We start from the raw sequence: 21,390 nt of genomic DNA, 5'->3' as shown, positions 1-21,390 counted from the left end.
TCTTTATGAAAAAAGTTTTTTTATTAGTGATGGCCGGCTGTATGTTTGGTACCGGCTTTGCCCAAAAAATCAACTGGGCTAACCGCAATGGCGCATTGAAAGTCGTCGGCGGAAAGATTTTAAATGCCAATAATGCCGAGCCTCATCTCCGTGGTGTAAGTTTATCCTGGAGTGTCTGGGGAGGAAGGAAATACTACAATGCAAATGTTGTAAACTGGCTTCAATCTGATTTTAATATCAGCCTGTTGCGGGCTTCTATGGCGGTTCAGCCAGATAGCGGTTATCTGCAAAATCCTGTTGAGCAAACAGAAATGATCACCAGAACCATTGATGCCGCGGTGAATAGAGGTTTGTATGTTCTTATTGATTGGCATGATCATCATGCAAATGAACATGTAGAACAATCAAAACAGTTCTTTGCCAAAATGGCCAAAAAATATGCCGGTAAACCAAATATTATTTATGAAATATTTAACGAACCCGAGAAAATAGAATGGCAGACGGTTAAAGATTATGCTGTAGAAGTGATTAAGGAAATCAGGAAGTATGATTCCCAAAATATAATTATCGTGGGAAGTCCGCACTGGGACCAGGATGTTGATGTCGTTGCAAAAGATCCAATTAAAGGTTTCAGCAACATTGCGTACTCTTTTCATTTTTATGCCTCAGATCCTAACCATCAGGAGCTTTTAATGAAACGGGCCGATCAGGCAATTGCTGCGGGCCTGCCCATTTTAGTAACCGAATGGGGGGTTGGTGAGGCCAGCGGAGATGGGAAATTCGATGTGGAAAAAACTGAAAAGTGGTTTGCATGGCTGGAAAAAAATAAACTGAGCTGGGCAAATTGGAACCTTACTGATAAAAAGGAAACAACAGCACTGCTAAAACCCGGAGCATCCCCCTCAGGAAGATGGAAACTAAATATGCTTACGCCGGCAGGCCTTTATATCAGAACCCAGATTAAAAAATTAAATAAATAAACTCAGTTTATGAAGCTCAGATTTCTCTTGTTAATTACAGTTTTTACATGTTCATTGGCTTTCGGTCAAGGAAATAATTACGTTCAGAATTATAGTAAATTCGACGGCCTGGTATTAACACCGCCCATGGGCTGGAACAGCTGGAACAGGTTTGCCTGTAATGTAGATGAAAAGTTGATTAAGGAAACCGCAGATGCCATGATCAGTTCCGGAATGAAAAAAGTCGGCTATACCTACATCAATATCGATGATTGCTGGCATGGGGAACGGGATAGTTTGGGCTTTATTCATCCAGATATGAAAAGGTTTCCATCCGGGATGAAAGCCCTGGCAGATTACATTCATTCAAAGGGATTAAAGTTGGGCCTGTATTCTGATGCCGGTTCGCAAACCTGTGGTGGCAGGCCGGGAAGCAGGGGTTATGAATTTCAAGATGCACTGACTTATGCAGGTTGGGGTATCGATTATTTAAAATATGATTGGTGCAACACCGAAGGGCTAAAAGCTGAGGGGGCTTACAAAACCATCACTGCCGCTCTGCGTAAGGCCGGCAGGCCAATGGTACTCAGTATCTGCGAATGGGGAACAGATAAACCCTGGGTTTGGGGGCCGGCAGTTGGGCATCTGTGGCGTACCAGCGGAGATATTTTTAATTGTTTTGATTGCGTTGAAGATCATGGTACATGGAAGTCATGGGGGGTGATGCAGATTTTGGATAAACAGGATGGCCTGCGTCAATACGCTGGTCCCGGACATTGGAATGATCCCGATATGCTGGAGATCGGAAATGGAAAACTTACGCCGGGAGAAGACAGGGCGCATTTTTCCATGTGGGCAATGTTAGCTGCGCCATTGATTTCCGGAAATGATCTCAGGGACATGAACCAGGAAACCCTCGATGTGTTAACAAACAGAAATATCATTGCAATCAACCAGGATGTTTTGGGTATTCAGGGTTTTAGGTATTCAAAAATAAATGGATTTGAAATCTGGTTTAAGCCTTTAAACAATGGAAATTGGGCGGTATCGTTTTTAAACCGATCACCAGAAGCTAAAAAAATAGACTTTGACTGGCAGGCTGAAAAAGTTAAAGATGAGATTTTTCAGAAAGAACTGAACGCAAATACTATTGTATACAACATTAAAAATGCCTGGACGGGAAAAGCTTTGGGAACAACCAGAAAAAGTTTGAAAACAGAAGTTCCCTCCCATGATATTCTGACATTGATTTTGGAAAAGTAAGTTTATCCTGATCTGGTTTCCAGGTGGGTGGAACTTCGCCGATCGGGAGAAATAGAAATCTATATTTCCCGGTCGTTTAAATTTTTTACAAAAGCAGCTTACACCATCTCTGCTTTCCATCCGGTACAACTGAACGTAATTTTTTTCAGCTGTCAATGGGCCGGTCTCCCCGAGATATTTGAAATTTATCCCATTTTGGTTTGTTTGGGATGATCGAGCACTACCAAACTAAATAAATACCCTCGTTCCGGAGAAATTTTCCCGAAACTCTTTAGGTGTGCAATGTTTCTTTTTCTTGAACAGTCTGTTGAAGTTGGAAATGTTATTGAAACCGCACTTATAGGAAATTTCAGAAACGGAATGTGTGGTCTCAATAAGCATCCGGGTAGCGTGGCCCAAACGGATTTCATTCAAGCTATCTATAAACGTGTTTCCCGTACGTTTTTTAATAAACCTACTAAAGGAAACTTCTGTCATGCTCACCAGTTTTGATAAATCTTTTAAGGTGATCGGCTTGTTGAAATTTGCATTCATAAATTCAAAAGCCTTATCAATCCTTCTACTATTGTAATTTAAAACCTGGTCGTTGTTAAACGTCGCGTCAGATAAGACCCGCAGGCTTTTCGATGAGGAGAGATCGTGGAGAATACTCATTAATTCCAAAACAGAATCAAATCCCTGTAACTGATTAATATCCAATATCCGCTTATAAACCTTTTCAATGGTTTCTCTCGGAAATAGGATTCCCCTAACTGAGCGCTCGAACATTTTTCGGATGAAACTCAGTTGGTTTCTGCGCAACATTTTATCATCGAAAAGATCTTTGTGCCATTGTATGGTAACTTCCGTAATTTCTTCACTTTTGCAGTTATGGGTGGTCCAGACGTGAGATAAATTAGGTCCGACCAGCACCAGTTCCATATCGGTAATTTCTTCAATATTATCACCGACAATTCGTTTTGCGCCCGCAGCATTTAAAATCAGATTGAGTTCAAACTCTTCGTGGAAATGAAGCGGGAAATCGAAGTCCTGTTTTACCCTCGAAAAAATGGTGAAACAGTCATTTTGAGTAAGCGGGGTGATCTCTTTAATGATGTTATTCATAACTTAATGGTTCAAAAAAAAATATCTTTAAGATAAAAGAACATTAATGCAATGTAACGAAAATATATTTGTTTAATAATATTATGAGGGGCTAATAGCATTTAAATTATGGTTATTGTATAGTATTTGGTTAAAATAGTATTATCTTAAGTTCAATTCATGGGCTATTTTAGGGTATTGTTAAATGAGCCAGAATACTGACCAATGCCTTCTGAAATGATAAAAATTAAACTTCTGTTTTTTACGCTTTTTTCCCTTTTGTTCATTCCTGTTTTTGGTCAGTTAACCGATACTAAGGCATCGATAAAAACCAAGAATCTGTATAGAAATCTGCTCAGGTTATCCGGTAAAAAAGTTTTGTTTGGACATCAGGATGATCTGGCTTATGGAGTGGGCTGGAAAAATCAAAACGGAAGAAGTGATATCATGGAATTAACCGGAGAATATCCGGCTGTTTTTGGTTGGGATGTTTCTGGTTTAGAAACCGGCCATGCGCAGAATATAGATGGCGTTCCGTTCGAGAAAATGAAGCAGTATATTAAAAAGGCTTACAGTTTAGGTATGGTAAATACATTGAGCTGGCACATGGATAATCCGGTAAACGGAAAAAATTCCTGGGACACCAGTTCAATAGCAGTTAAATCTATTCTTCCCAGGGGTTCAGCACACTTGCTGTATAAAGGCTGGCTGGATAAGTTTTCTGTATTTGTCAGATCATTAAAAGGTACTGATGGAAAAGCGATACCGATATTGTTCAGGCCTTTTCATGAAAACGGTGGAGGTTGGTTCTGGTGGGGTGCAAAATCTTGCACTGCTCAGGAATACAAAGATTTATGGCGGTTCACTTTCACATATTTAAGAGATAAAAAACAGTTGCACAATTTGATTTATGTTTTTAACCCGTGTGATTTTAAAACTGAAGAAGAATACCTAGAGCGTTACCCCGGAGATAGCTTTGTGGATGTTTTAAGTTTTGACTCTTACCAGTATAGCGGACCGGGAAAAGGGGAATCGTTTGCACAGGATATTGCTCATAGCTTATCTATTCAGAATAAAATTGCCAAAAGGAGCAGAAAATTAAGTGCGATTGCAGAAACTGGGTTTGTTGAAATTCCCGATGCCAACTGGTGGACCAATGTTTTTGCAAAGGCAATCCGGGAAAATAAGCCTTCGTATGTCCTGTTCTGGCGCAATGCCGGCTATCGTGAAAAAGAAAAGGACAACCATTATTATGCACCATATCCCGGACAGGTTTCGGCTTCGGACTTTCTGGAATTTATCAGGAACAATGAGATCCTGCTGCAAAAGGGCTTAAAAAAGTATGCTGTCTATAATTAATAAAGCATGAAAAAACCGGTATCCTTCTTATTTTCTATATTTATTGCCATGCTTTCTGTCGTATACGGACAAAAATCTGTTGTCGAGGATAATATGGCTGATGCCAAAGCCACCGCCGAAACAAAAGCATTATTTTATAATCTCAAAAATCTTTCTGGAAAGGGAGCGCTTTTCGGTCAGCAAGATGCTTTGATGTATGGTGTTGGGTGGAAGGGTGAATATGACATGAGCGATGTCAAGCTTATAACCGGTTCTCATCCTGCAATGTTCGGATGGGATCTGGAATCCATTGCGAAGGACGGTACGGAAGAAAATCAAATTCAAAATGCCGAAAAACTTAAAGGCTATTGTTTGCAGGCTTTTAAAATGGGAGGTGTAAACACACTGAGCTGGCATGTTCAGAATTTTGTTACCGGGAAGAATTTTTATGATACCACCAAATGTGTTTCCCTTATTCTCCCCGGGGGCGAAAAACACAGGGAGTTTACCAGATCTTTAGATAAAGTTGCTTTACTGATTAAATCTTTGAAAACAGAGAAAGGAGTTGCCGTCCCGGTTATTTTCCGGCCGTTTCATGAAAATACAGGTAACTGGTTTTGGTGGGGGAAACCCTTCTGTACTGCTCAGGAATATAAAACGCTATGGCAGTTTACCGTTCAGTACCTTCGGGATAAAAAGCAGGTGCACAATATTATTTACGCATATTCTCCAGATAGAATTTCAGGGAATTTTGCAAATTATATGGAACGTTATCCAGGCGACGGCTTTGTAGATGTACTTGGTTTTGATGACTATTACGATTTTAAAGATCTGCATGATGAGCAGTCAATTGATCTGGCCGTAAAATCGATCGGACAGATCTGCGCCTATGCAATCTCTAAAAATAAAGTCGCGGCGCTTACAGAAACCGGTCAGGAGAAACTTGTTCAACCCAAATGGTTTACAACTGTGTTCAATAAAATCATGAACGACGCCGAAGCCTCAAAAATTTCATATCTGATGGTCTGGCGGAATGCTCATACCGGTCATTTTTATTCGCCATACCCCGGTCAGCAAAGTGAAGATGATTTCAAAGATTTCTATAACGACCCCAAAACAATTTTTTTAAAGGATCTCGGCAATATCTATAGTTTGAAACAATTGGGCTTATTACCTAACTAAATAACTTACAGTACAATAAACCAAATATGAAGTTACAATTATTAGACGTTTTAATCATCATCCTATACCTTGCCACAATGATTTTCATTGGCTTTTGGTACCGGAAAAAGGCCAAGCAGAACAAGGAAAGTTATATGATGGGTGGCAAATCCCTGCCTTGGTATAAGCTGGGCTTAAGTGACGCCTCAGACATGTTCGACATAAGTGGAACCATGTGGATGGTTGCTTTATGCTTCGTTTATGGCTTGAAAAGCATCTGGATCCCCTGGCTCTGGCCAGTATTCAACCAGGTATTTATGATGATGTTCCTGAGTAAATGGTTGCGCCGAAGTAATGCCAATACAGGGGCAGAATGGTTGCAGACCAGGTTTGGTGCAGTTGGAAAAGGAGTAAAAGGCTCTCACGTGGTAGTAATTGCATTTGCATTGATCAGTTGCTTCGGGTTTTTGGCCTACGGTTTCATCGGCCTTGGCAAATTTATGGAGATATTCATCCCTTGGGATTATGTAAAAGCTTATGTACCTTTTGATGTTCCCGCCAAATACGTTCCTCATTTCTATGGAATAGTATTTACATTGTTCGCCATGTTTTATTCCATTTTAGGGGGTATGCACAGTATTGTGCTTGGCGATATGATCAAATATGCCTTTATGACGATCGGTTGTGTGGCGATCGCGGTTATCGCGATGAACCACCTTCAAGGGCATACGTTAAATGTTCCAAAAGGCTGGGATGACCCGTTCTTCAGCTGGAAGCTGGATCTGGACTGGAGTAAAATTGCAGCAGATGCCAATAAGAAAATTGCGGATGACGGCTTCAGTTTATTCGGTATCTTTTTTGGAATGATGCTGCTGAAAGGTGTTTTGGTTCACTGGCAGGACCAGCGCCAAATTACGATATGCAAAAGGTACTCAGTACCAGAAGCCCGAAAGATGCCAGTAAAATGACAGGCTTTGTAAGCATCATCTTATTGCCGATCCGTTATTCAATGGTTATCGGCTTAACCGTTTTGGCGCTATTGTATTACAATCAGATTTATTTGAAAGGGCCGGACGGTGTTACTGATTTTGAAAGGATCCTACCCGCTACCATTAACAATTTTCTTCCCGTTGGAATCTTGGGAATTGTACTCACAGGTTTGTTGGGTGCATTTATGGGAACATTTAGCGGTACACTCAATGCAGCACAGGCTTACATTGTAAACGATATTTATTTAAAATACATTAACCCTTCTGCCGGTACCAAAAAGGTCATCAACATGAATTATATTGTTGGTGTCGTGGTGGTTGCTATAGGGGTAATCCTTGGTTTTTTCGCCAATAACGTAAACGACATCCTGCAATGGATTGTCGGTGGCCTTTATGGTGGTTACGTAGCCGCAAACTGTCTAAAATGGTACTGGTGGCGCTTTAATGCCAACGGTTTTTTCTGGGGAATGGCCGTGGGTATTGCAGCTGCATTGGTTATGCCTTACGTAACCCATGGTCTGCCCCTTTATTGGTGGCCACTGTTATTTGTACTTTCTATGATCGGTTGTATTGTGGGTACTTATGCCGCGCCTCCAACTGAAGAGGTTACATTGAAATCGTTTTATAGCACGGTAAGGCCATGGGGGTTTTGGAAACCAATCCACGCCCTTGTCCTTGCAGATAATCCAACTTTTCAGGCGAATAAAAGATTTAAGTTGGACATGTTCAATGTTGTGCTCGGAATTATCGCTCAACTTTGCCTGACCATCTTGCCGATGTATTTCATACTCAGTATGCACACACCACTTTTGATTACGGTTGCTGTTTTAGCGGCCATAGTATTTATCCTGAAAAGAACATGGTGGAATAAATTAGAAGATTAGAAAAGATAATAAATAGTTTTATGATAGATTTTGAAAAAAGAAGACAGCAATTAGAAGAAGCTCACCGTAATTTGGTTGCCTTAGAAAATAAAAAAGCAGGATTGGGAAATGGGGTTTTCGACAGATATGAAAACCCGGTTTTAACCGCTGCACATGCGCCGTTAAACTGGAAGTATGATTTCAATCCTCAAACAAATCCATATCTGTTAGAGCGGATCGGTATCAACGCAGCCTTCAACGCTGGCGCGATAAAGTTTGAAGGTAAATATATTTTAATTGTCAGGGTGGAGGGAACGGACCGTAAGTCGTTTTTTGCCGTGGCGGAAAGCGACAACGGGATAGATAACTTTAATTTTTGGGAGGAACCTATAGTGCTTCCCGAGACAAGCGAGCCTGATACCAATGTTTATGATATGCGTATTGTAGCCCACCAGGACGGCTGGATGTACGGTCTGTTCTGTACCGAACGTAAAGATCCAAGTGCGCCTGCACACGATCAATCAATGGCGGTTGCCCAGTGTGGAATTGTACGCACAAAAGACTTAAAAACCTGGGAACGCCTGGCTGATTTAAAAACCCCATCGCCACAGCAACGGAATGTAGTTCTCCATCCAGAGTTCGTTGATGGTAAATATGCTTTCTATACCCGTCCACAGGATGGTTTTATTGAAAGTGGAACCGGTGGTGGAATTGGGTTCGGGTTGAGTGGGTCCATAGAAAATGCAGTGATTGAAAAGGAGTCAATCGTTGATAATAAAAACTACCATACGGTTTACGAGGCGAAAAACGGAATGGGCCCGGAGCCGATCAAAACCGCTCATGGATGGCTTTTTCTGGCCCATGGGGTGAGAAATACCGCTGCAGGTTTACGCTATGTGTTATACATGTTTATGACCGATCTGAATGATCTAACCAAAGTGATATACAAACCTGCCGGATACCTTTTGGCTCCAGAAGGAGAAGAACGTACCGGAGATGTTTCAAACGTGGTTTTTAGCAATGGGTGGATTTTGGACAAAGACGGTAAGATGTTTATTTATTACGCCTCATCCGATACAAGGATGCACGTCGCAACAACTACACTTGATATACTGCTGGATTACGTAATGAATACACCAGCAGATGAATTGCGCTCAGCTGCCACTGTCAATAGGATTTTGGGCAACATTCAAAAAAATAAAGTTGCTTCTGAAATTTAGCGATAAGGTGAGATCGGATTTAATAAAGTATAAAGAAGAACTAAGTCTGGAACTGACTAATATTCTGAGCTATTGGAAGAACTTTACTATCGATGAAGTAAACGGAGGCTTTGCCGGTAAGATCGATAATGACAACAATATCGACGGTTCCGCTCCAAAAGGGAGTGTTTTAAATGCGAGGATTCTGTGGTCATTTTCTGCTGCTTATAATCTAAAGGCAGATCCTGGATATATGGAGATGGCAGATAGGGCCTTTCGATATATAAATGACAATTTTATCGATAAAGAATTCGGGGGTGTTTATTGGTTGCTCAATGCTGAAGGAACACCAATTGACACAAAAAAGCAGGTTTATGCTCTCGCATTTAACATTTATGCATTTAGCGAGTATCATAGTGCAAGCAATAATTTATCTGCGAAACATAAAGCCATCGAGTTATACAATGACCTGATCAAACATAGTTATGATACTGATAAAGGTGGATATTTCGAGGCCTTTGACCGGGAATGGAATCCTCTGGAGGATCTGAGGCTGAGCGAGAAGGACGCGAACGAAAAGAAGACGATGAATACTCATCTCCATATTCTGGAGGCTTTTACAGCGCTTTACCGGATCTGGCCGGATGAACACTTAAAAAGTAAAATTATTGAACTTGTTCAATACTTTACAACGCGGATAATCAATAAGGAAACCTGGAGCCTGATTTTGTTTTTTGATGAGAACTGGGAAGCCAAATCAGATATTGTTTCTTATGGACACGATATAGAAGCAGCCTGGTTATTGCTGGAAGCCGCAGAAGCAGTTCATGATGAAGGCATAATTGATCTTGTAAAATCAACTTCAGTTAAATTGGCTGAAGCTGCCAGGAACGGCCTTGATGCAGATGGAAGTCTATGGTACGAATACGAACCTTCCAAAAATCATATTGTTAGGGAAAAACACTGGTGGGTACAGGCTGAGGCCATGGTAGGTTTTTTTAATGCATGGCAGGTATCAACTGATGAGCGCTTCCTTGAGATCAGTCTGAAAAACTGGGAGTTCGTGAAGCGTAAAATTATCAATTATCCAAAAGGAGAGTGGTTCTGGGGAATTGGTGAACAGAATGAAGTAATGCCGGGCGAGGATAAAGTTGGTGTCTGGAAGTGCCCCTATCATAACAGCAGGGCCTGTATAGAAATCATCAGGAGGATCGGTCAGTCAGTTCCGCCAAAAGCTTCTTCCCGATAAAGCAACATTCTTTAGGTATGATAAGCTGAGAATAGTGGTGAAGTGGTCTGGGGAAGTTGTTGGGGGGAACCTGTGCTACAATCTACAGAAAAAACTGTGTAAGAACTTTATTCCTGAGATCTTCTCAGGATAATTAAGTGATATGTGTATAGCCTTGGAGCTAATACGCCCTGTCTTTTTCCATTAAAAAAATATGTCTACCTTATCAGAGAATCAAAAACGGTAACCTATGAGAACCAACAATTACATTTTTGTTTTCGTTTTTTTAATGATGGGGTGTTATCAGGATTTGAAAGCACAGCGTTCAGGTAAAAACTGGATAAGGCCGAAAAGTGCAAAAAGTGAAGCCATGTGGGGCATCCGTAATGGCATTGTATTCAGTATATGGCCTGCAGGGGTAGAAAACGACAGAGATAATACGGGTGGGCCCCGTGGGTTGATCAGGGTGGGCTATGAAAATAAAGGTACGGTCTATCTAATCAACTTTTTGGCAATAGAGCCGGTAGTGGGAGGTACAATTGAATACAGCGAGATTTCACCCTCACTGATTGATAATCAATGGGGCAAGTTGATGTGGGCCGGTGAAAGCAAAACCGATACAGCTTACTTTGGGGGAGCGAAAACGCGAGGTGCTATCCTGCACCCCGATAGCCGGCATCCTGAGGTTGAAGAATTGTCTGTATATATATTTATGGAACGATTTAACAATGGTGCGCATCCGTATTTCAGGCTTTTCATACGGAGCGATAATCCCGAAGAACTTGGTATAGAAGTTTTCAATCATAGTAGCAGTGCGCCAATGGAGCGTTGCGTCGTAACCGCCACTATGGGAAACTATTCACGCCTGCGTAATCTGCATTTAATTGACAAGGTGATAAAGTCAACTGAGCTTTACAAAGGGTATGAGGGAATTGGTTTCACTGAAAAGGAAAGTTATCCACTTTCGAAGTTGTGGAAGGCTAGCAATGGCGATGTTCTGGTGGTTGCTGAATCTGACGAAGATGTTAACAGCCTTAACGCTTGGCCACAGGAAAAGAATTACCTTGACAGAGCCGGTTGGCGTTACCGGCCAAATATCAAACTAAGCCAGTATTGGCGTAAAGCGGCATCGGACTATGATTCTTCGCTCATGTTGCGTGTAAACGGGAGGGCAAAATATTGGAGTGGAGGAAGTATTAACAAGGAGGATTATATCGATATACCCGGCGGACCCTCATTTGAAAATTTTGAGTTAAGGGAGCGGTACCATTTTGCCGAGAAAGTCTATTTCGGCATTACAAAAAAGAGTGCAAGGCAATTTCTTTAGTCTGATTTTTAACTCATTATAGCATCGATTAAGGATCTTTTTTGTTGGAAAACTTCCCTTAGACTTCTGCAATGAGAAGAAGGCTTGGGCATCTGAGGAATACAATGTTTGACAAGTACAGTAAACTTCACTGGTTTCCACTGGCGTCGTATAAACGAATAGACCGATAAGATTTAGAAATCACATCTGAATTGATGCCGTCGTTGGTAGGGATCAACTTATTGTGGGCTTAAGCTAAGCCTTTAAGTCAGTCACGTATTGTATGGCCTTTATGGTTTTTGGTTGGCCACTCATAACCAATCGCAAGTGGCAGAATAGAGCAAATGGAGCTTCTCGCTACCGTCTTTGTTTTAAGGGTAGGAAGAATTACTGACACTAATTCATATCTTATTGATGTTCATGGTGTAAACGCAATTTTATTCTGGAGAATATTGGACTATAACTTCAAACTGCTTTGTTCACATAAGGCTATCATCCCAGAGTATAATCATTTGACAAAAGCTAAGTCGTGGTATTCAAAAAATCAAGTCTGTTTAGCCGGAAATATGCCTCGGGCAGAAATCATTTGATGCACATTGATGTCTATATTATAAATGTTCAAAATATCTTCATTCTTACTAAAGAAAGTTGAATTCGCGATGTTCTGTAGAGTAGAAAGCGGGTTCTTTCAATTCATGGATGTAGTAGCTCCACCAATTGTGACTGTAATTTTAAGGTTATTTGTAGCATACAATGCTCAATACCCTGACGGGGGTATACGATCTATCCGGTTTTTACACTTAAGATACACACATTTGGTAGGCCGGTATATCATGATCACGTGTGAAAAGGATGGAAAGCGTGTAATGATACGGCTTAAGGAAGCAGAATATTTACTTGAAATATAGATTCCACAGAGCGAATTGTCTTGAGAGCCTTTTATAACGGGGTTGAAAGTTTTGAGATTTAAATTCTTGAATTTTCGGTGAGTGAACGCTGTCAGCTGGAAAAAATTCATCACGTACAGCTTAGGCAATGTGCTGATCCGATGTCACCAGTATTTGTACGTGTTTTTATTAAATATTGTGAGTGTAAATAAATTGTACTTATTTTAGTTGAATAATAGCATATACTTGTCGTCCCTAATATTTTTTTTGATTTACTGTGTCCGTTGATAAAACCCCTTATCCTTGGTCTGGAAGGAATTATAAAATAATCAAGTGGTTGGAAGCTTCCAACAATAAGTTTATTTATGTTATTATATCCATTTTCCTGGTAGCACTGGTTCATCTGCTGCTGATTTTTTTCAGGTCAGGGTTACCAATAGCAATTCTATATGGCCCATTGGCATATGCTGCTTACCTCAGCTTACAACGCAAGCCAATACTTACTGCCTGTTTTATATTGAACATCGTTTTATTTGTGTTGATGAGTATAGTCTACACATATCTAAAGATTTCATGGGGAATGCAACATTTAAAAAGAGAATATCTTGATTACTACTATGTATCCTATTTTTTAATGATGATTATTTCGACAGCTGCACATAGTATTTTGCCACTGATCACGCTGATAAAAAAGGAAAAGATTGCCAGAGATGAAATGTTTTTGTTGAACTTTTCTTATTTCAGCATTTTTATTTCCATACTGAGTATCTTTATTTTAACCCGTCAGTTTATATTTCCAGGAATATTGAACGGATTCGATGTTAACATGCTCATCAATCTATTGCTGTTCGTTGTTTGGGTTATGACCGGTAATTTTATCCGGATGTACATCAGGGATGAAGGTTTACATTTGAACTTGTATGATATCGTGTCACCTGTTAAAATTGTGGGTGAAGACTTGGTCCGACAAAATATGCACTTCCAAAATGTTGAAGCTGTGCTATCAGATCCCGATATTTTTTGCGATCCGGAGTTTTCAGTTTCAGTACTTGCCAATAAAACAGGAATTCCACGATTTCAGCTGACCAATGCGTTGAAGGTTTTTTATGATAATAATTTTTATCAAGTATTGGCTGAGCGGCGTATTCAGCATGCAAAAGCAATACTTGAGTCAGATGTCGATTTTAAAATTGAAGTACTCAGCCAGGAATGTGGATTTAAGTCAAAGAGCGCTTTCAACAGATACTTTAAGGAGATAGTAGGAGTAACACCAAAGGAATATAAAGGTATTTTAAGACAAAATGTGCTGTTAGCTCTCCAATGAAATCATGAACATCCTTTTATTGTTTATATTTTCCCTTGCAGCTACCGCAATAATACTGATCTCCAGAATTGCTGGGAAGCAAAGTTTTCTTAAGGTGCTGAAGGTTTACCAGATCTATACTATCTGTCATGTCTGCTACACGGCGGTAGCCATAAATTTTTATTCTGAAATCCGCTTTGTGGATGCAGGTGCCCCATTTGCTCTTGGCTAACGGCCCGCTTTTGTATTACGGGACTCTTACTTCGGTAAGGGAACTGGACAGCCCTCTGCGCAGCCGTATCCCTTTGCATTTTTTACCCATACCGTTTTTTTGGATCGCATTTGCTGTCCTGCTGTCGAGGCCTGATCTAAGAGAGTTCTTCAAGTGGAAGTATTATACCGTCCTTGGGATAGGACAGGCGCTCTCACTTCTTGGGTATGGAGCCTGGACGGTTTATGCAACAGGCTCAAAAAATCTGGTAGCTCAGCTTGGCGACAAAACCAAACTGATTAATGTCGCATCAATTCTTATACTGTTTATGGCTTCTTTTGGTGTGGCGGTCATGTTCTCAAGGGTGTTCCCCCATAAATCCATGCCCCCTACCATCGGTCTTTACATCATTTATGGGTTCTTGCTTTGTGCGCAACTATCTGTTGCCAAATATCTTTACAGACGAACCAAAGCAGTTTCCATACTTAAAAGCGGTTCAACTCATGAAATTATAACACATAAGCCTGAACCGGCATATGAAAAATCGGGTATTCCAACAGCGTTATTGGCTCAATACAATCTGCGTTTGCAAAAAATGATTTCCGAAAATCAAATCCACCTTGATAGTTCAATCTCAATTGATAAAGTAGCAAACTTACTGGGGATTTCCGCCCACTATACAAGCCAACTTTTCAGCAGGATCCATAATGAAAGTTTTATCAATTTCATTAACAGGTTGCGGATTGATCATGCATGTTCTTTACTTACCAATAGTAAAGATAAAACCATTGATGAGATTATTTTCATGTGTGGTTTTGGTTCGAAAGCTACATTTAACCGGGTTTTTAAAAATTTGAAAGGATCTACCCCTTCTCAATTTCGGGATCGGTCAAATGCAACAAAACTTTAAGCTTCCTGAACTGGTATTTAAGGTACATATTTTGAAAATTTAGTGCATCCCAACGATTTGATACGTGTTTTGCGCCATCTCAGTGCATCTTTGCGGCCACTTATAGGCGAGATAAGATAAATATTTGTTGGAAATGTAGCCATTAAAGTTAACGGCAATCTGGATGTTCTCTGAAAAATTGGTGATTTCAGACCTCCATTGTTGTTCGTTCGGATAAACGAAATATTAATTATATGAATACACAGTTACCAATGAGAACATTTTTTCCAGTGAATCCAGTAGATAAAGACCAAAAAGAACAACTTATAAAAAAGATCAAATCAGTTCGAAAGTATAAAGGGTTCACCCAAAGTCAAATGTCTGATCATCTTAAAATAAGCCAGAATGCTTACAGTAAAATTGAGTTAGGTGTTACTAAGCTATCGATGAAACACCTCTCTCAAATTGCTGAAATCTTTGGCTTGGACACTGTTAAACTCCTGACGCTTGACACTAAAGAACTTGGTTCACATCTGATAAACACAGATTATTTTCCGGAAAAAAAAATGTGATTCATTTGGTTTATTCTTTTTGCATGACGTTTTCGTGTTTTGATAGGTTAAATAGTTGCCGGTCATTTTTTATCGTAAGCATGATGAGGTGCATCATGACGGAGGTGGTCTGGCATTTTACAAGTCTTAAGGGATTTGTAGTAGCAACCATTAAAATTTAATACCCGGGTTTAATTGTTAAAGTAACCTTTTTAGCTTTGCGGTTATTTAGAAAATACCAAGGGCAATAACTTCAGTATTGCAAGATAAGACAGATTTTATCTGTAAAAGTTTCTGAAGAAAAAATGACCACATTCGGAATAGCGATTGGAAGTTGGCGCAGCTGGCATTGACAGTAATGGTATCCGAGATTGGGTGGATAATTTCCATTGATTTTGATTCAACAAATATTTAATATATGCCTACAAAGGTGATTACACTACACCAGGATTTAAGAGACCACAAAGTTTTTGACGCAATAAGGGAAGGTGACATCGTGATGGACGCAGAAGGAATTAGGGATGAGGTAACCGCGGTCGATAAACATATGCGCAGTAGGGAGATGCATTATTATATCAGCCGTAGAAAGTATAAAACCTTACTTTTCATTCTACCGTTATGACAATATAGTTGTTGATTATCTAAAGTATTCATTATTTAAAAATTTCATTCATGACTCATATTGTATGGAAGTTTGGGATATATGAAATATCCCTATAAAAAACCATAATAATGATATTCGGTAGTGTTCTGAAGGGAAGAAGGCAATGATGGAATGAGGAAATATGAGATAATGGTATTGCACCACTTTCTGCGCAGAGACGTTTACGGAGTCAGGGGAGTGATTGTCTTTGATCTACTGATTTTCCATATTTTCTAAGAAAGCTTTATTTTTGTTTTTAAATTAAAGCCATGATTTTCAGAGAGGCAAAATTAGAAGATATTAAAGAGATCCAAGTTGTAAGAAACTCGGTCAAAGAAAATCCGCTATCTGACCCGAATCTGGTCACTGATCAGGATTGTGAAGAGTTTATGTTTGTAAGAGGTAGAGGTTGGGTATGTGAAATTGAGGATGCCATTGTTGGATTCGCCATTGCTGATTTGGTTGAAAATAACATTTGGGCACTGTTCGTGCATCCCGATCATGAGAAAAAAGGTATCGGAAGAAAGCTGCATAACATGATGCTCGACTGGTATTTTTCAAAACGGGATCAAGTGTGGCTTGGTACAGCGCCGGGAACAAGAGCTGAAATTTTCTATGAAAAATCTGGATGGTTTAGAGCGGGTATCTACGGTAAGGAATTAAAGTTTGAAATGACTGCTGAGCAATGGAGAGTAAAGAGGCATTAAAAAAACAATTAGAATAACATGATCATCTATATACGGGATATAGGAAATATCCTCATAAAAATCTGCAATGGTATTCGGTAGTTTCCGAAAGTGAAGAATGCAATGATGAGATAAGGAAATATTGGCGAACGGTATTGCTCCGCTTTCTGCATAAAGACGTTCACGGAGGCAGGGGAGTGATTGTCTTTGGGCTATTCATTTTCTTCATCATACACTCAGATGATATTTAATATTATTAATTTAGTCGTTTAAGTTTCTATCTTATGAGTATCGACAAAGTCTTTCCACTTTTTGAAAATATCAGGACGCTTAATCACCGATACTCAACGCCATATTGTCAGAAGTGTAAACAGTGCGATGATCACTGTTTACTTTCAGATCGGTAAAATGATTGTTGAAGATGAGCAAGACGGCAGGCAGCGTGCAGGCTATGCAAAGGAAACAATTTTAAGGTTGAGTACAGCTTTAAAACGAGAATTTGGTAAAGGCTATTCTGTGTCCTACGTTGAATATATGCGGAGCTTTTATCTTAATTATCAAGAGCGAATTTCCCAATCAGTGATTGGGAAATCTCACTTACACCAGAGTACATATCCCAGTTGTATTTAGCTGTTTAATAATGTTCCTCCATATTATTTTTTTCAGATATCAGAGATAAGTCTATTAAAATGATTTTCCAAATGATTTCTCATCGCATTACGGAAAAGTTCTGGAGATCCGTTTTCTAGAATATCAACCAAACCCTTGTGCGATACAAATTTGTGAAGCTGTCCCTGTTTTTTCAGCAGACCACTGTTGTGCACAAAATCAAATATGGGTAACAACATGCTCTGAAATTTTCTCAAAGTCTCGTTTCCCGTGATGTCGTAAAGTTTTCCATGGAAGGCGATTTCATGTTCGATATTAAATAGGTGATCTTGTGAGGCCTCCGGTTCATTGTTTACGATGTTGCGGAGTTCTTCAAGATCTTCACTTGTAATGCGCTGAAACAAAAAATCAGCCATCCCAATTTCTAGCACTAATCTGATTTCAAAAATTTCCTTTAGTGTTCCCTGGTCTAAAATATGTGGATTCATACTTTTAGAAAGAATACCAAATAAATCAGGACTGGTAATTACTGCACCTTTCTTCTTTTTTGATTCAATCAGACCCATCATGCGTAATCTCAGCATCGCCTCCCGCACTACGGTTCTGCTAACCCCTAAGGCAGTGCAAAGTTCCAGTTCAGTAGGAATGCTGTCGCCAACTTTTAACTTGCGCTCCTGCAAAAGTTGAACAAGCTTATCTTCGACGCGATCTACCAATGAGCTAGTATCCAATTGTTTAAAATTACTGATGGGTTCCATTATTATGTATTATCTATTATAGGCAATTATACCTTTATATGCTCTTAAAACAAATATAATAACTAAGCACTTAATTTTCTCGTTTAAATTATCTGTTAAATATTTGCAAATAAATAAATAAAATCTTTACTTAGTATTATTATGTATAACATAATACAAATTTATAACCAAATTATGAAAGAAATTTACTTCAAAGTCACTAAGTATTGTTTGCTCTTTGTGCTGATAATGGCAAACACTTCTACATTTGCGCAACAAACCATTACCGGCAAGGTTACCGATGCAACCGGACAAGGAATTCCAAGCACCACCGTTTTAGTTAAGGGCACAAAAAACGGAACGTCAACCAATCCGTCTGGAACTTACAGCATAAAGATTAATAAAGGCGAAGTTCTACTCTTTAGCTTAATCGGTTATCTGTCTCAGGAAATAACGATTCAAGATCAGACAACTGTTAACGTTAAACTCTTAGAAGACAGTAAAGGATTGGATGAGGTGGTTGTGGTGGGGTATGGCACACAAAACAGGCGAAGTGTAACTAGCTCCATCTCCAAGCTTGATAAAGAAGTATTGGCAAATACACCCAGATCTAATGCGGCATCTGCATTACAGGGTACAGTACCCGGTTTACAGGTAGTTACCGCATCAGGCCAGCCAGGGGCGGCACCATCTATACTGCTCCGCGGTGGAGCTTCAATAAATAGTCCTGGTGCACCCCTGGTGATAGTTGATGGGGTGATCAGGTCATTAAGCGATATCTCTTCTGAAAATATAGAATCGATTGAAACCTTAAAAGATGCCTCGGCAACTGCTATTTATGGCGCAAGAGCAAACAACGGAGTGATATTGGTAACGACCAAAACCGGTAAAGCGGGCAGTGCGCAGATTTCTTACAAATTTACCGGTGGATACAATCAGGAACGTAAAGGGTACCAGTATATGGGAGCAGGCGACTATATTTATTATACCCGTTTGGGCTATTTAAATGCAGGAAGAACTTTAGCACAGGTAAATGGGGCACGGGGTTTAGGGCTTTCTACCAATGCTGCAGATCTGGCCAGTTTCGATATTAAAACCTACATTCCAGGTACAACTGTTTTGCCTAGTGGCTGGCAATTGGTTAACGATCCTTACGGTGGTCAGATCATGTATAAAGATCATGGCGGGGAAATTGAAGACCTTGTTTTCCAGAATACTTATACCAAAGATCATTATGTAAGTGCCAGTGGAGGAAACGACAAGGGGAAATATTTTGCTGCCTTTGATGCTTACAATGAAAATGGCGTAATTGTAGGTTCAAAGTATAAAAGATATACCGGAGATATCAACGGATCGTACAAAATTAAGCCGAATGTAGAAATTAGCTCGGGTGTAACATTATCCACTTCTTCTCAATTGGGAACAATCGGTGGCGAGGTAAATACCCTTTACAGAAGTTTAGCCATCTGGCCAACTTTTAATCCGTGGATTGATGAGGCAAAAACAGTGGCCAATCCAGGTAACAGTACCAGTGACGGCAACCCTTTATACTGGTTGGGCCGACTCGATAGATCAAATGAAATAAACAGGATTGTAGCCAATGCTGCTGTAAAATGGGACATTATCCCCGGACTTTATTTTAAGGCTACAGGAAACGCTTATCTATATGAAACATTGGATCAGTCTTTTCAAAAATCAACGCAAACTTATGCGCAGATTTTTGCCAATTCTGGTAGCAGTACCACCAGAAGCTCTTCAAGCGCATTTGGTAGGGATTTCCAAACTCAATTTAATGGAATTTTAAACTACACCAAAAGTTTTGGTAAGCACAATTTAAATTTGATGGGGGGTGCCGAGTATTTCGACGTTAAATCCTATGCGTCTCAGATATTGGGTCAGAATGCACCAACAGATGATATTCCTACAGCAAATGCTTCGACCACATTCGCTGCTGGTTCTAATTTTACAACCCGTACGGAATATAAAATTTTGTCGGCTTTCAGTCGGTTTGCTTATGATTTCGATCAGAAATATCTTTTTACAGCCGTTTTTAGATTGGATGGCGCATCTAGTTTAGCCAGCGAAAATAGAAATGGAATTTTTCCTGGTGTTTCAGCCGGATGGAATGTTCACCGCGAAGAATTTTTCAAAAACTCAAAAGTCAGCCAAATTATTTCCAGTTTAAAACCAAGGGTTAGTTATGGCCAGAATGGAAATATCGCTGGTTTAGGCCGGTATGAAACTCAGGGTGTTTACAGCTTACAGGGAAATTATAACGGTAGTGCTGGTTTCTTAAATACAGGGATCATAAACAAGGATTTAAGATGGGAAAAAAGCAAAACCACAGATTTAGGCTTGGACATGGGGTTATTAAAAGACCGCATCACTGTTATTTTTGATTATTACGACCGTAAAACAAGCGATCTCTTGACCAATCTTGATCTGCCAAGTTATACAGGTTTTTCAAGTTTTAGAACCAATTTGGGCACATTTCAAAATAAGGGTGTCGAAATAGGTGTTGATGCAAAGATTATTGATAACGGTGGTTTCAAATTCAATGTTGGGGCCAATGCTTCATTTGTAAAAAACAAAATTCTGAAATTACCTTTCAACGGAAATGAGAATAACAGACAAGGAGGCTTGCAGATTTATGATCCCGCATATGGTAAGGTGATCTGGGTTGGAGGTTTGCAGGAAGGGCAGCCTTTGGGCAACATGTATGGTTATAAACAGGTATCTATTTTTAAAGATGCTGCCGAAGTTGCGGCAGTGGCAGGCAATAGAACAGACGCCATTGCAGGTATCACGGGACCGAATTTACCAGCAGGGGCAAATGGAAGAATTACCCCTGGAGATGTAAACTGGGAGGATGTAAACGAAGATAACATCATAGATACAAGGGATCAGGTTTATTTGGGCAATATTTATCCGAAATGGACAGGTGGCTTTAATCTTAATGCAAGTTACAAAGGCTTTGGTTTTTACAACAGATGGGATTTTGCCTTGGGGCATACCATTTACAATGATTTAGTTGCCCGTACATTAGGTAACTATCAGGGTACTTTTAATTATATCGATCTACAGGCGCAGGCATGGTCGCCAACCAATACCGATACCGATATTCCTAAAGTTTACTATGCCGATCAGGTTGCAGGCTCTAAGCAAAATTACACCCGCGCCAATAATGGCAATGTGGTATTAAATGGAAACAATTCACGTCTCTATGAAAAGGGTGACTACCTGTGTTTAAGAGAGATCACACTTTCTTACAATCTCCCCAAAGAACTGTTGCAGCAATCGAAATTTTTGAATAATGCACGGATTTACGTAACAGGAAGCAATTTATTATATATCACAAAATTCTCTGGTCCATCACCCGAGCCGCCAGTTTCAGGAACTACCATTACGGGGATTTATTCTGGAACCTACCCAACTCCACGTACATTCATTATGGGAATCCAGGTAGGTTTTTAACAACAAAATGA

At 39.9% G+C, this 21,390-nt stretch carries 18 protein-coding genes; 16 read left to right on the top strand and 2 right to left on the bottom strand.

What is annotated here, in order from left to right:
* The first annotated feature begins 5 nt into the window (after positions 1-5).
* On the top strand, positions 6-980 hold the full coding sequence (locus ASE74_RS15935; protein WP_055911124.1) for a glycoside hydrolase family 5 protein: 975 nt from the start codon (positions 6-8) through the stop codon (positions 978-980).
* A gap of 9 nt (positions 981-989) precedes the next feature.
* On the top strand, positions 990-2,222 hold the full coding sequence (locus ASE74_RS15930) for a glycoside hydrolase family 27 protein (RefSeq protein ID WP_082458806.1): 1,233 nt from the start codon (positions 990-992) through the stop codon (positions 2,220-2,222).
* Positions 2,223-2,450: 228 nt separating this feature from the next.
* Here the strand turns inward: ASE74_RS15930 and ASE74_RS15925 are convergent, their stop codons facing one another.
* Complete coding sequence (locus ASE74_RS15925; RefSeq protein WP_055911121.1) at positions 2,451-3,326, bottom strand: AraC family transcriptional regulator; 876 nt, start codon at positions 3,324-3,326, stop codon at positions 2,451-2,453.
* Positions 3,327-3,542: 216 nt separating this feature from the next.
* Between ASE74_RS15925 and ASE74_RS15920 the strand changes: the two genes are divergently transcribed.
* The 13 genes from ASE74_RS15920 (at position 3,543) to ASE74_RS25500 (ending at position 17,189) form a co-directional block, all read left to right on the top strand.
* Entirely contained in the window at positions 3,543-4,664 is a 1,122-nt protein-coding gene (locus tag ASE74_RS15920) for a glycoside hydrolase family 26 protein (protein WP_055911966.1), read from the top strand.
* Positions 4,665-4,670: 6 nt separating this feature from the next.
* A complete protein-coding gene (locus ASE74_RS15915) occupies positions 4,671-5,825 on the top strand; it encodes a glycoside hydrolase family 26 protein (RefSeq protein ID WP_055911118.1) in 1,155 nt (384 codons plus the stop codon).
* A gap of 26 nt (positions 5,826-5,851) precedes the next feature.
* Positions 5,852-6,772 carry a hypothetical protein gene (locus ASE74_RS25195; RefSeq protein ID WP_235526122.1) on the top strand — a complete coding sequence of 307 codons (921 nt, stop codon included), beginning with the start codon at positions 5,852-5,854 and terminating at the stop codon, positions 6,770-6,772.
* Entirely contained in the window at positions 6,724-7,677 is a 954-nt protein-coding gene (locus ASE74_RS25190) for a hypothetical protein (RefSeq protein WP_235526120.1), read from the top strand. Before ASE74_RS25195 ends, ASE74_RS25190 begins: the two co-directional genes overlap by 49 nt.
* Before the next feature lie 20 nt (positions 7,678-7,697).
* Positions 7,698-8,876: a glycosidase gene (locus ASE74_RS15905; protein ID WP_055911116.1), complete on the top strand. Its 1,179-nt coding sequence runs from the start codon at positions 7,698-7,700 to the stop codon at positions 8,874-8,876.
* Positions 8,860-10,104: an AGE family epimerase/isomerase gene (locus ASE74_RS15900; protein WP_235526118.1), complete on the top strand. Its 1,245-nt coding sequence runs from the start codon at positions 8,860-8,862 to the stop codon at positions 10,102-10,104. Before ASE74_RS15905 ends, ASE74_RS15900 begins: the two co-directional genes overlap by 17 nt.
* 229 nt (positions 10,105-10,333) lie before the next feature.
* Positions 10,334-11,410: a hypothetical protein gene (locus ASE74_RS15895; protein ID WP_055911114.1), complete on the top strand. Its 1,077-nt coding sequence runs from the start codon at positions 10,334-10,336 to the stop codon at positions 11,408-11,410.
* Between the two features lie 1,143 nt (positions 11,411-12,553).
* Positions 12,554-13,600 (top strand): AraC family transcriptional regulator, encoded by a 1,047-nt coding sequence (locus ASE74_RS15885; protein WP_055911110.1) that lies wholly within the window; start codon positions 12,554-12,556, stop codon positions 13,598-13,600.
* Between the two features lie 182 nt (positions 13,601-13,782).
* Positions 13,783-14,700 carry a helix-turn-helix domain-containing protein gene (locus tag ASE74_RS15880; RefSeq protein ID WP_055911108.1) on the top strand — a complete coding sequence of 306 codons (918 nt, stop codon included), beginning with the start codon at positions 13,783-13,785 and terminating at the stop codon, positions 14,698-14,700.
* Positions 14,701-14,933: 233 nt separating this feature from the next.
* Positions 14,934-15,251, top strand: a complete 318-nt coding sequence (locus ASE74_RS15875; RefSeq protein ID WP_055911106.1) for a helix-turn-helix domain-containing protein — start codon at positions 14,934-14,936, stop codon at positions 15,249-15,251.
* 397 nt (positions 15,252-15,648) lie between these two features.
* The gene (locus ASE74_RS15870; protein WP_055911104.1) at positions 15,649-15,852 is read left to right on the top strand and encodes a hypothetical protein; all 204 of its coding nucleotides are present in this window, start codon (positions 15,649-15,651) and stop codon (positions 15,850-15,852) included.
* 290 nt (positions 15,853-16,142) lie between these two features.
* Complete coding sequence (locus ASE74_RS15865; RefSeq protein ID WP_055911102.1) at positions 16,143-16,580, top strand: GNAT family N-acetyltransferase; 438 nt, start codon at positions 16,143-16,145, stop codon at positions 16,578-16,580.
* A 291-nt stretch (positions 16,581-16,871) separates the two neighbouring features.
* The gene (locus ASE74_RS25500) at positions 16,872-17,189 is read left to right on the top strand and encodes a DUF1016 N-terminal domain-containing protein (protein WP_082458805.1); all 318 of its coding nucleotides are present in this window, start codon (positions 16,872-16,874) and stop codon (positions 17,187-17,189) included.
* Positions 17,190-17,221: 32 nt separating this feature from the next.
* Here the strand turns inward: ASE74_RS25500 and ASE74_RS15855 are convergent, their stop codons facing one another.
* Entirely contained in the window at positions 17,222-17,926 is a 705-nt protein-coding gene (locus tag ASE74_RS15855) for a FadR/GntR family transcriptional regulator (protein WP_055911098.1), read from the bottom strand.
* A 174-nt stretch (positions 17,927-18,100) separates the two neighbouring features.
* On the opposite strand from ASE74_RS15855, the gene ASE74_RS15850 reads away from it, so the two are divergent.
* Positions 18,101-21,379, top strand: a complete 3,279-nt coding sequence (locus ASE74_RS15850; protein WP_055911962.1) for a TonB-dependent receptor — start codon at positions 18,101-18,103, stop codon at positions 21,377-21,379.
* Positions 21,380-21,390: the final 11 nt, after the last annotated feature.

The sequence above is a fragment of the Pedobacter sp. Leaf216 genome (genome assembly GCF_001421515.1).
Lineage (GTDB): Bacteria > Bacteroidota > Bacteroidia > Sphingobacteriales > Sphingobacteriaceae > Pedobacter.
This window is presented reverse-complemented; position numbering and strand designations above follow the sequence as displayed.

Excerpts from the sequence above, each read along its gene's own strand:
- ASE74_RS15935 (WP_055911124.1), top strand. The coding sequence starts at position 6 with ATGAAAAAAGTTTTTTTATTAGTGATGGCCGGCTGTATGTTTGGTACC.
- ASE74_RS15930 (WP_082458806.1), top strand. The coding sequence starts at position 990 with ATGAAGCTCAGATTTCTCTTGTTAATTACAGTTTTTACATGTTCATTG.
- ASE74_RS15925 (WP_055911121.1), bottom strand. The coding sequence starts at position 3,326 with ATGAATAACATCATTAAAGAGATCACCCCGCTTACTCAAAATGACTGT.
- ASE74_RS15920 (WP_055911966.1), top strand. The coding sequence starts at position 3,543 with ATGATAAAAATTAAACTTCTGTTTTTTACGCTTTTTTCCCTTTTGTTC.
- ASE74_RS15915 (WP_055911118.1), top strand. The coding sequence starts at position 4,671 with ATGAAAAAACCGGTATCCTTCTTATTTTCTATATTTATTGCCATGCTT.
- ASE74_RS25195 (WP_235526122.1), top strand. The coding sequence starts at position 5,852 with ATGAAGTTACAATTATTAGACGTTTTAATCATCATCCTATACCTTGCC.
- ASE74_RS25190 (WP_235526120.1), top strand. The coding sequence starts at position 6,724 with ATGCAAAAGGTACTCAGTACCAGAAGCCCGAAAGATGCCAGTAAAATG.
- ASE74_RS15905 (WP_055911116.1), top strand. The coding sequence starts at position 7,698 with ATGATAGATTTTGAAAAAAGAAGACAGCAATTAGAAGAAGCTCACCGT.
- ASE74_RS15895 (WP_055911114.1), top strand. The coding sequence starts at position 10,334 with ATGAGAACCAACAATTACATTTTTGTTTTCGTTTTTTTAATGATGGGG.
- ASE74_RS15880 (WP_055911108.1), top strand. The coding sequence starts at position 13,783 with ATGCAGGTGCCCCATTTGCTCTTGGCTAACGGCCCGCTTTTGTATTAC.
- ASE74_RS15875 (WP_055911106.1), top strand. The coding sequence starts at position 14,934 with ATGAATACACAGTTACCAATGAGAACATTTTTTCCAGTGAATCCAGTA.
- ASE74_RS15870 (WP_055911104.1), top strand. The coding sequence starts at position 15,649 with ATGCCTACAAAGGTGATTACACTACACCAGGATTTAAGAGACCACAAA.
- ASE74_RS15865 (WP_055911102.1), top strand. The coding sequence starts at position 16,143 with ATGATTTTCAGAGAGGCAAAATTAGAAGATATTAAAGAGATCCAAGTT.
- ASE74_RS15855 (WP_055911098.1), bottom strand. The coding sequence starts at position 17,926 with ATGGAACCCATCAGTAATTTTAAACAATTGGATACTAGCTCATTGGTA.
- ASE74_RS15850 (WP_055911962.1), top strand. The coding sequence starts at position 18,101 with ATGAAAGAAATTTACTTCAAAGTCACTAAGTATTGTTTGCTCTTTGTG.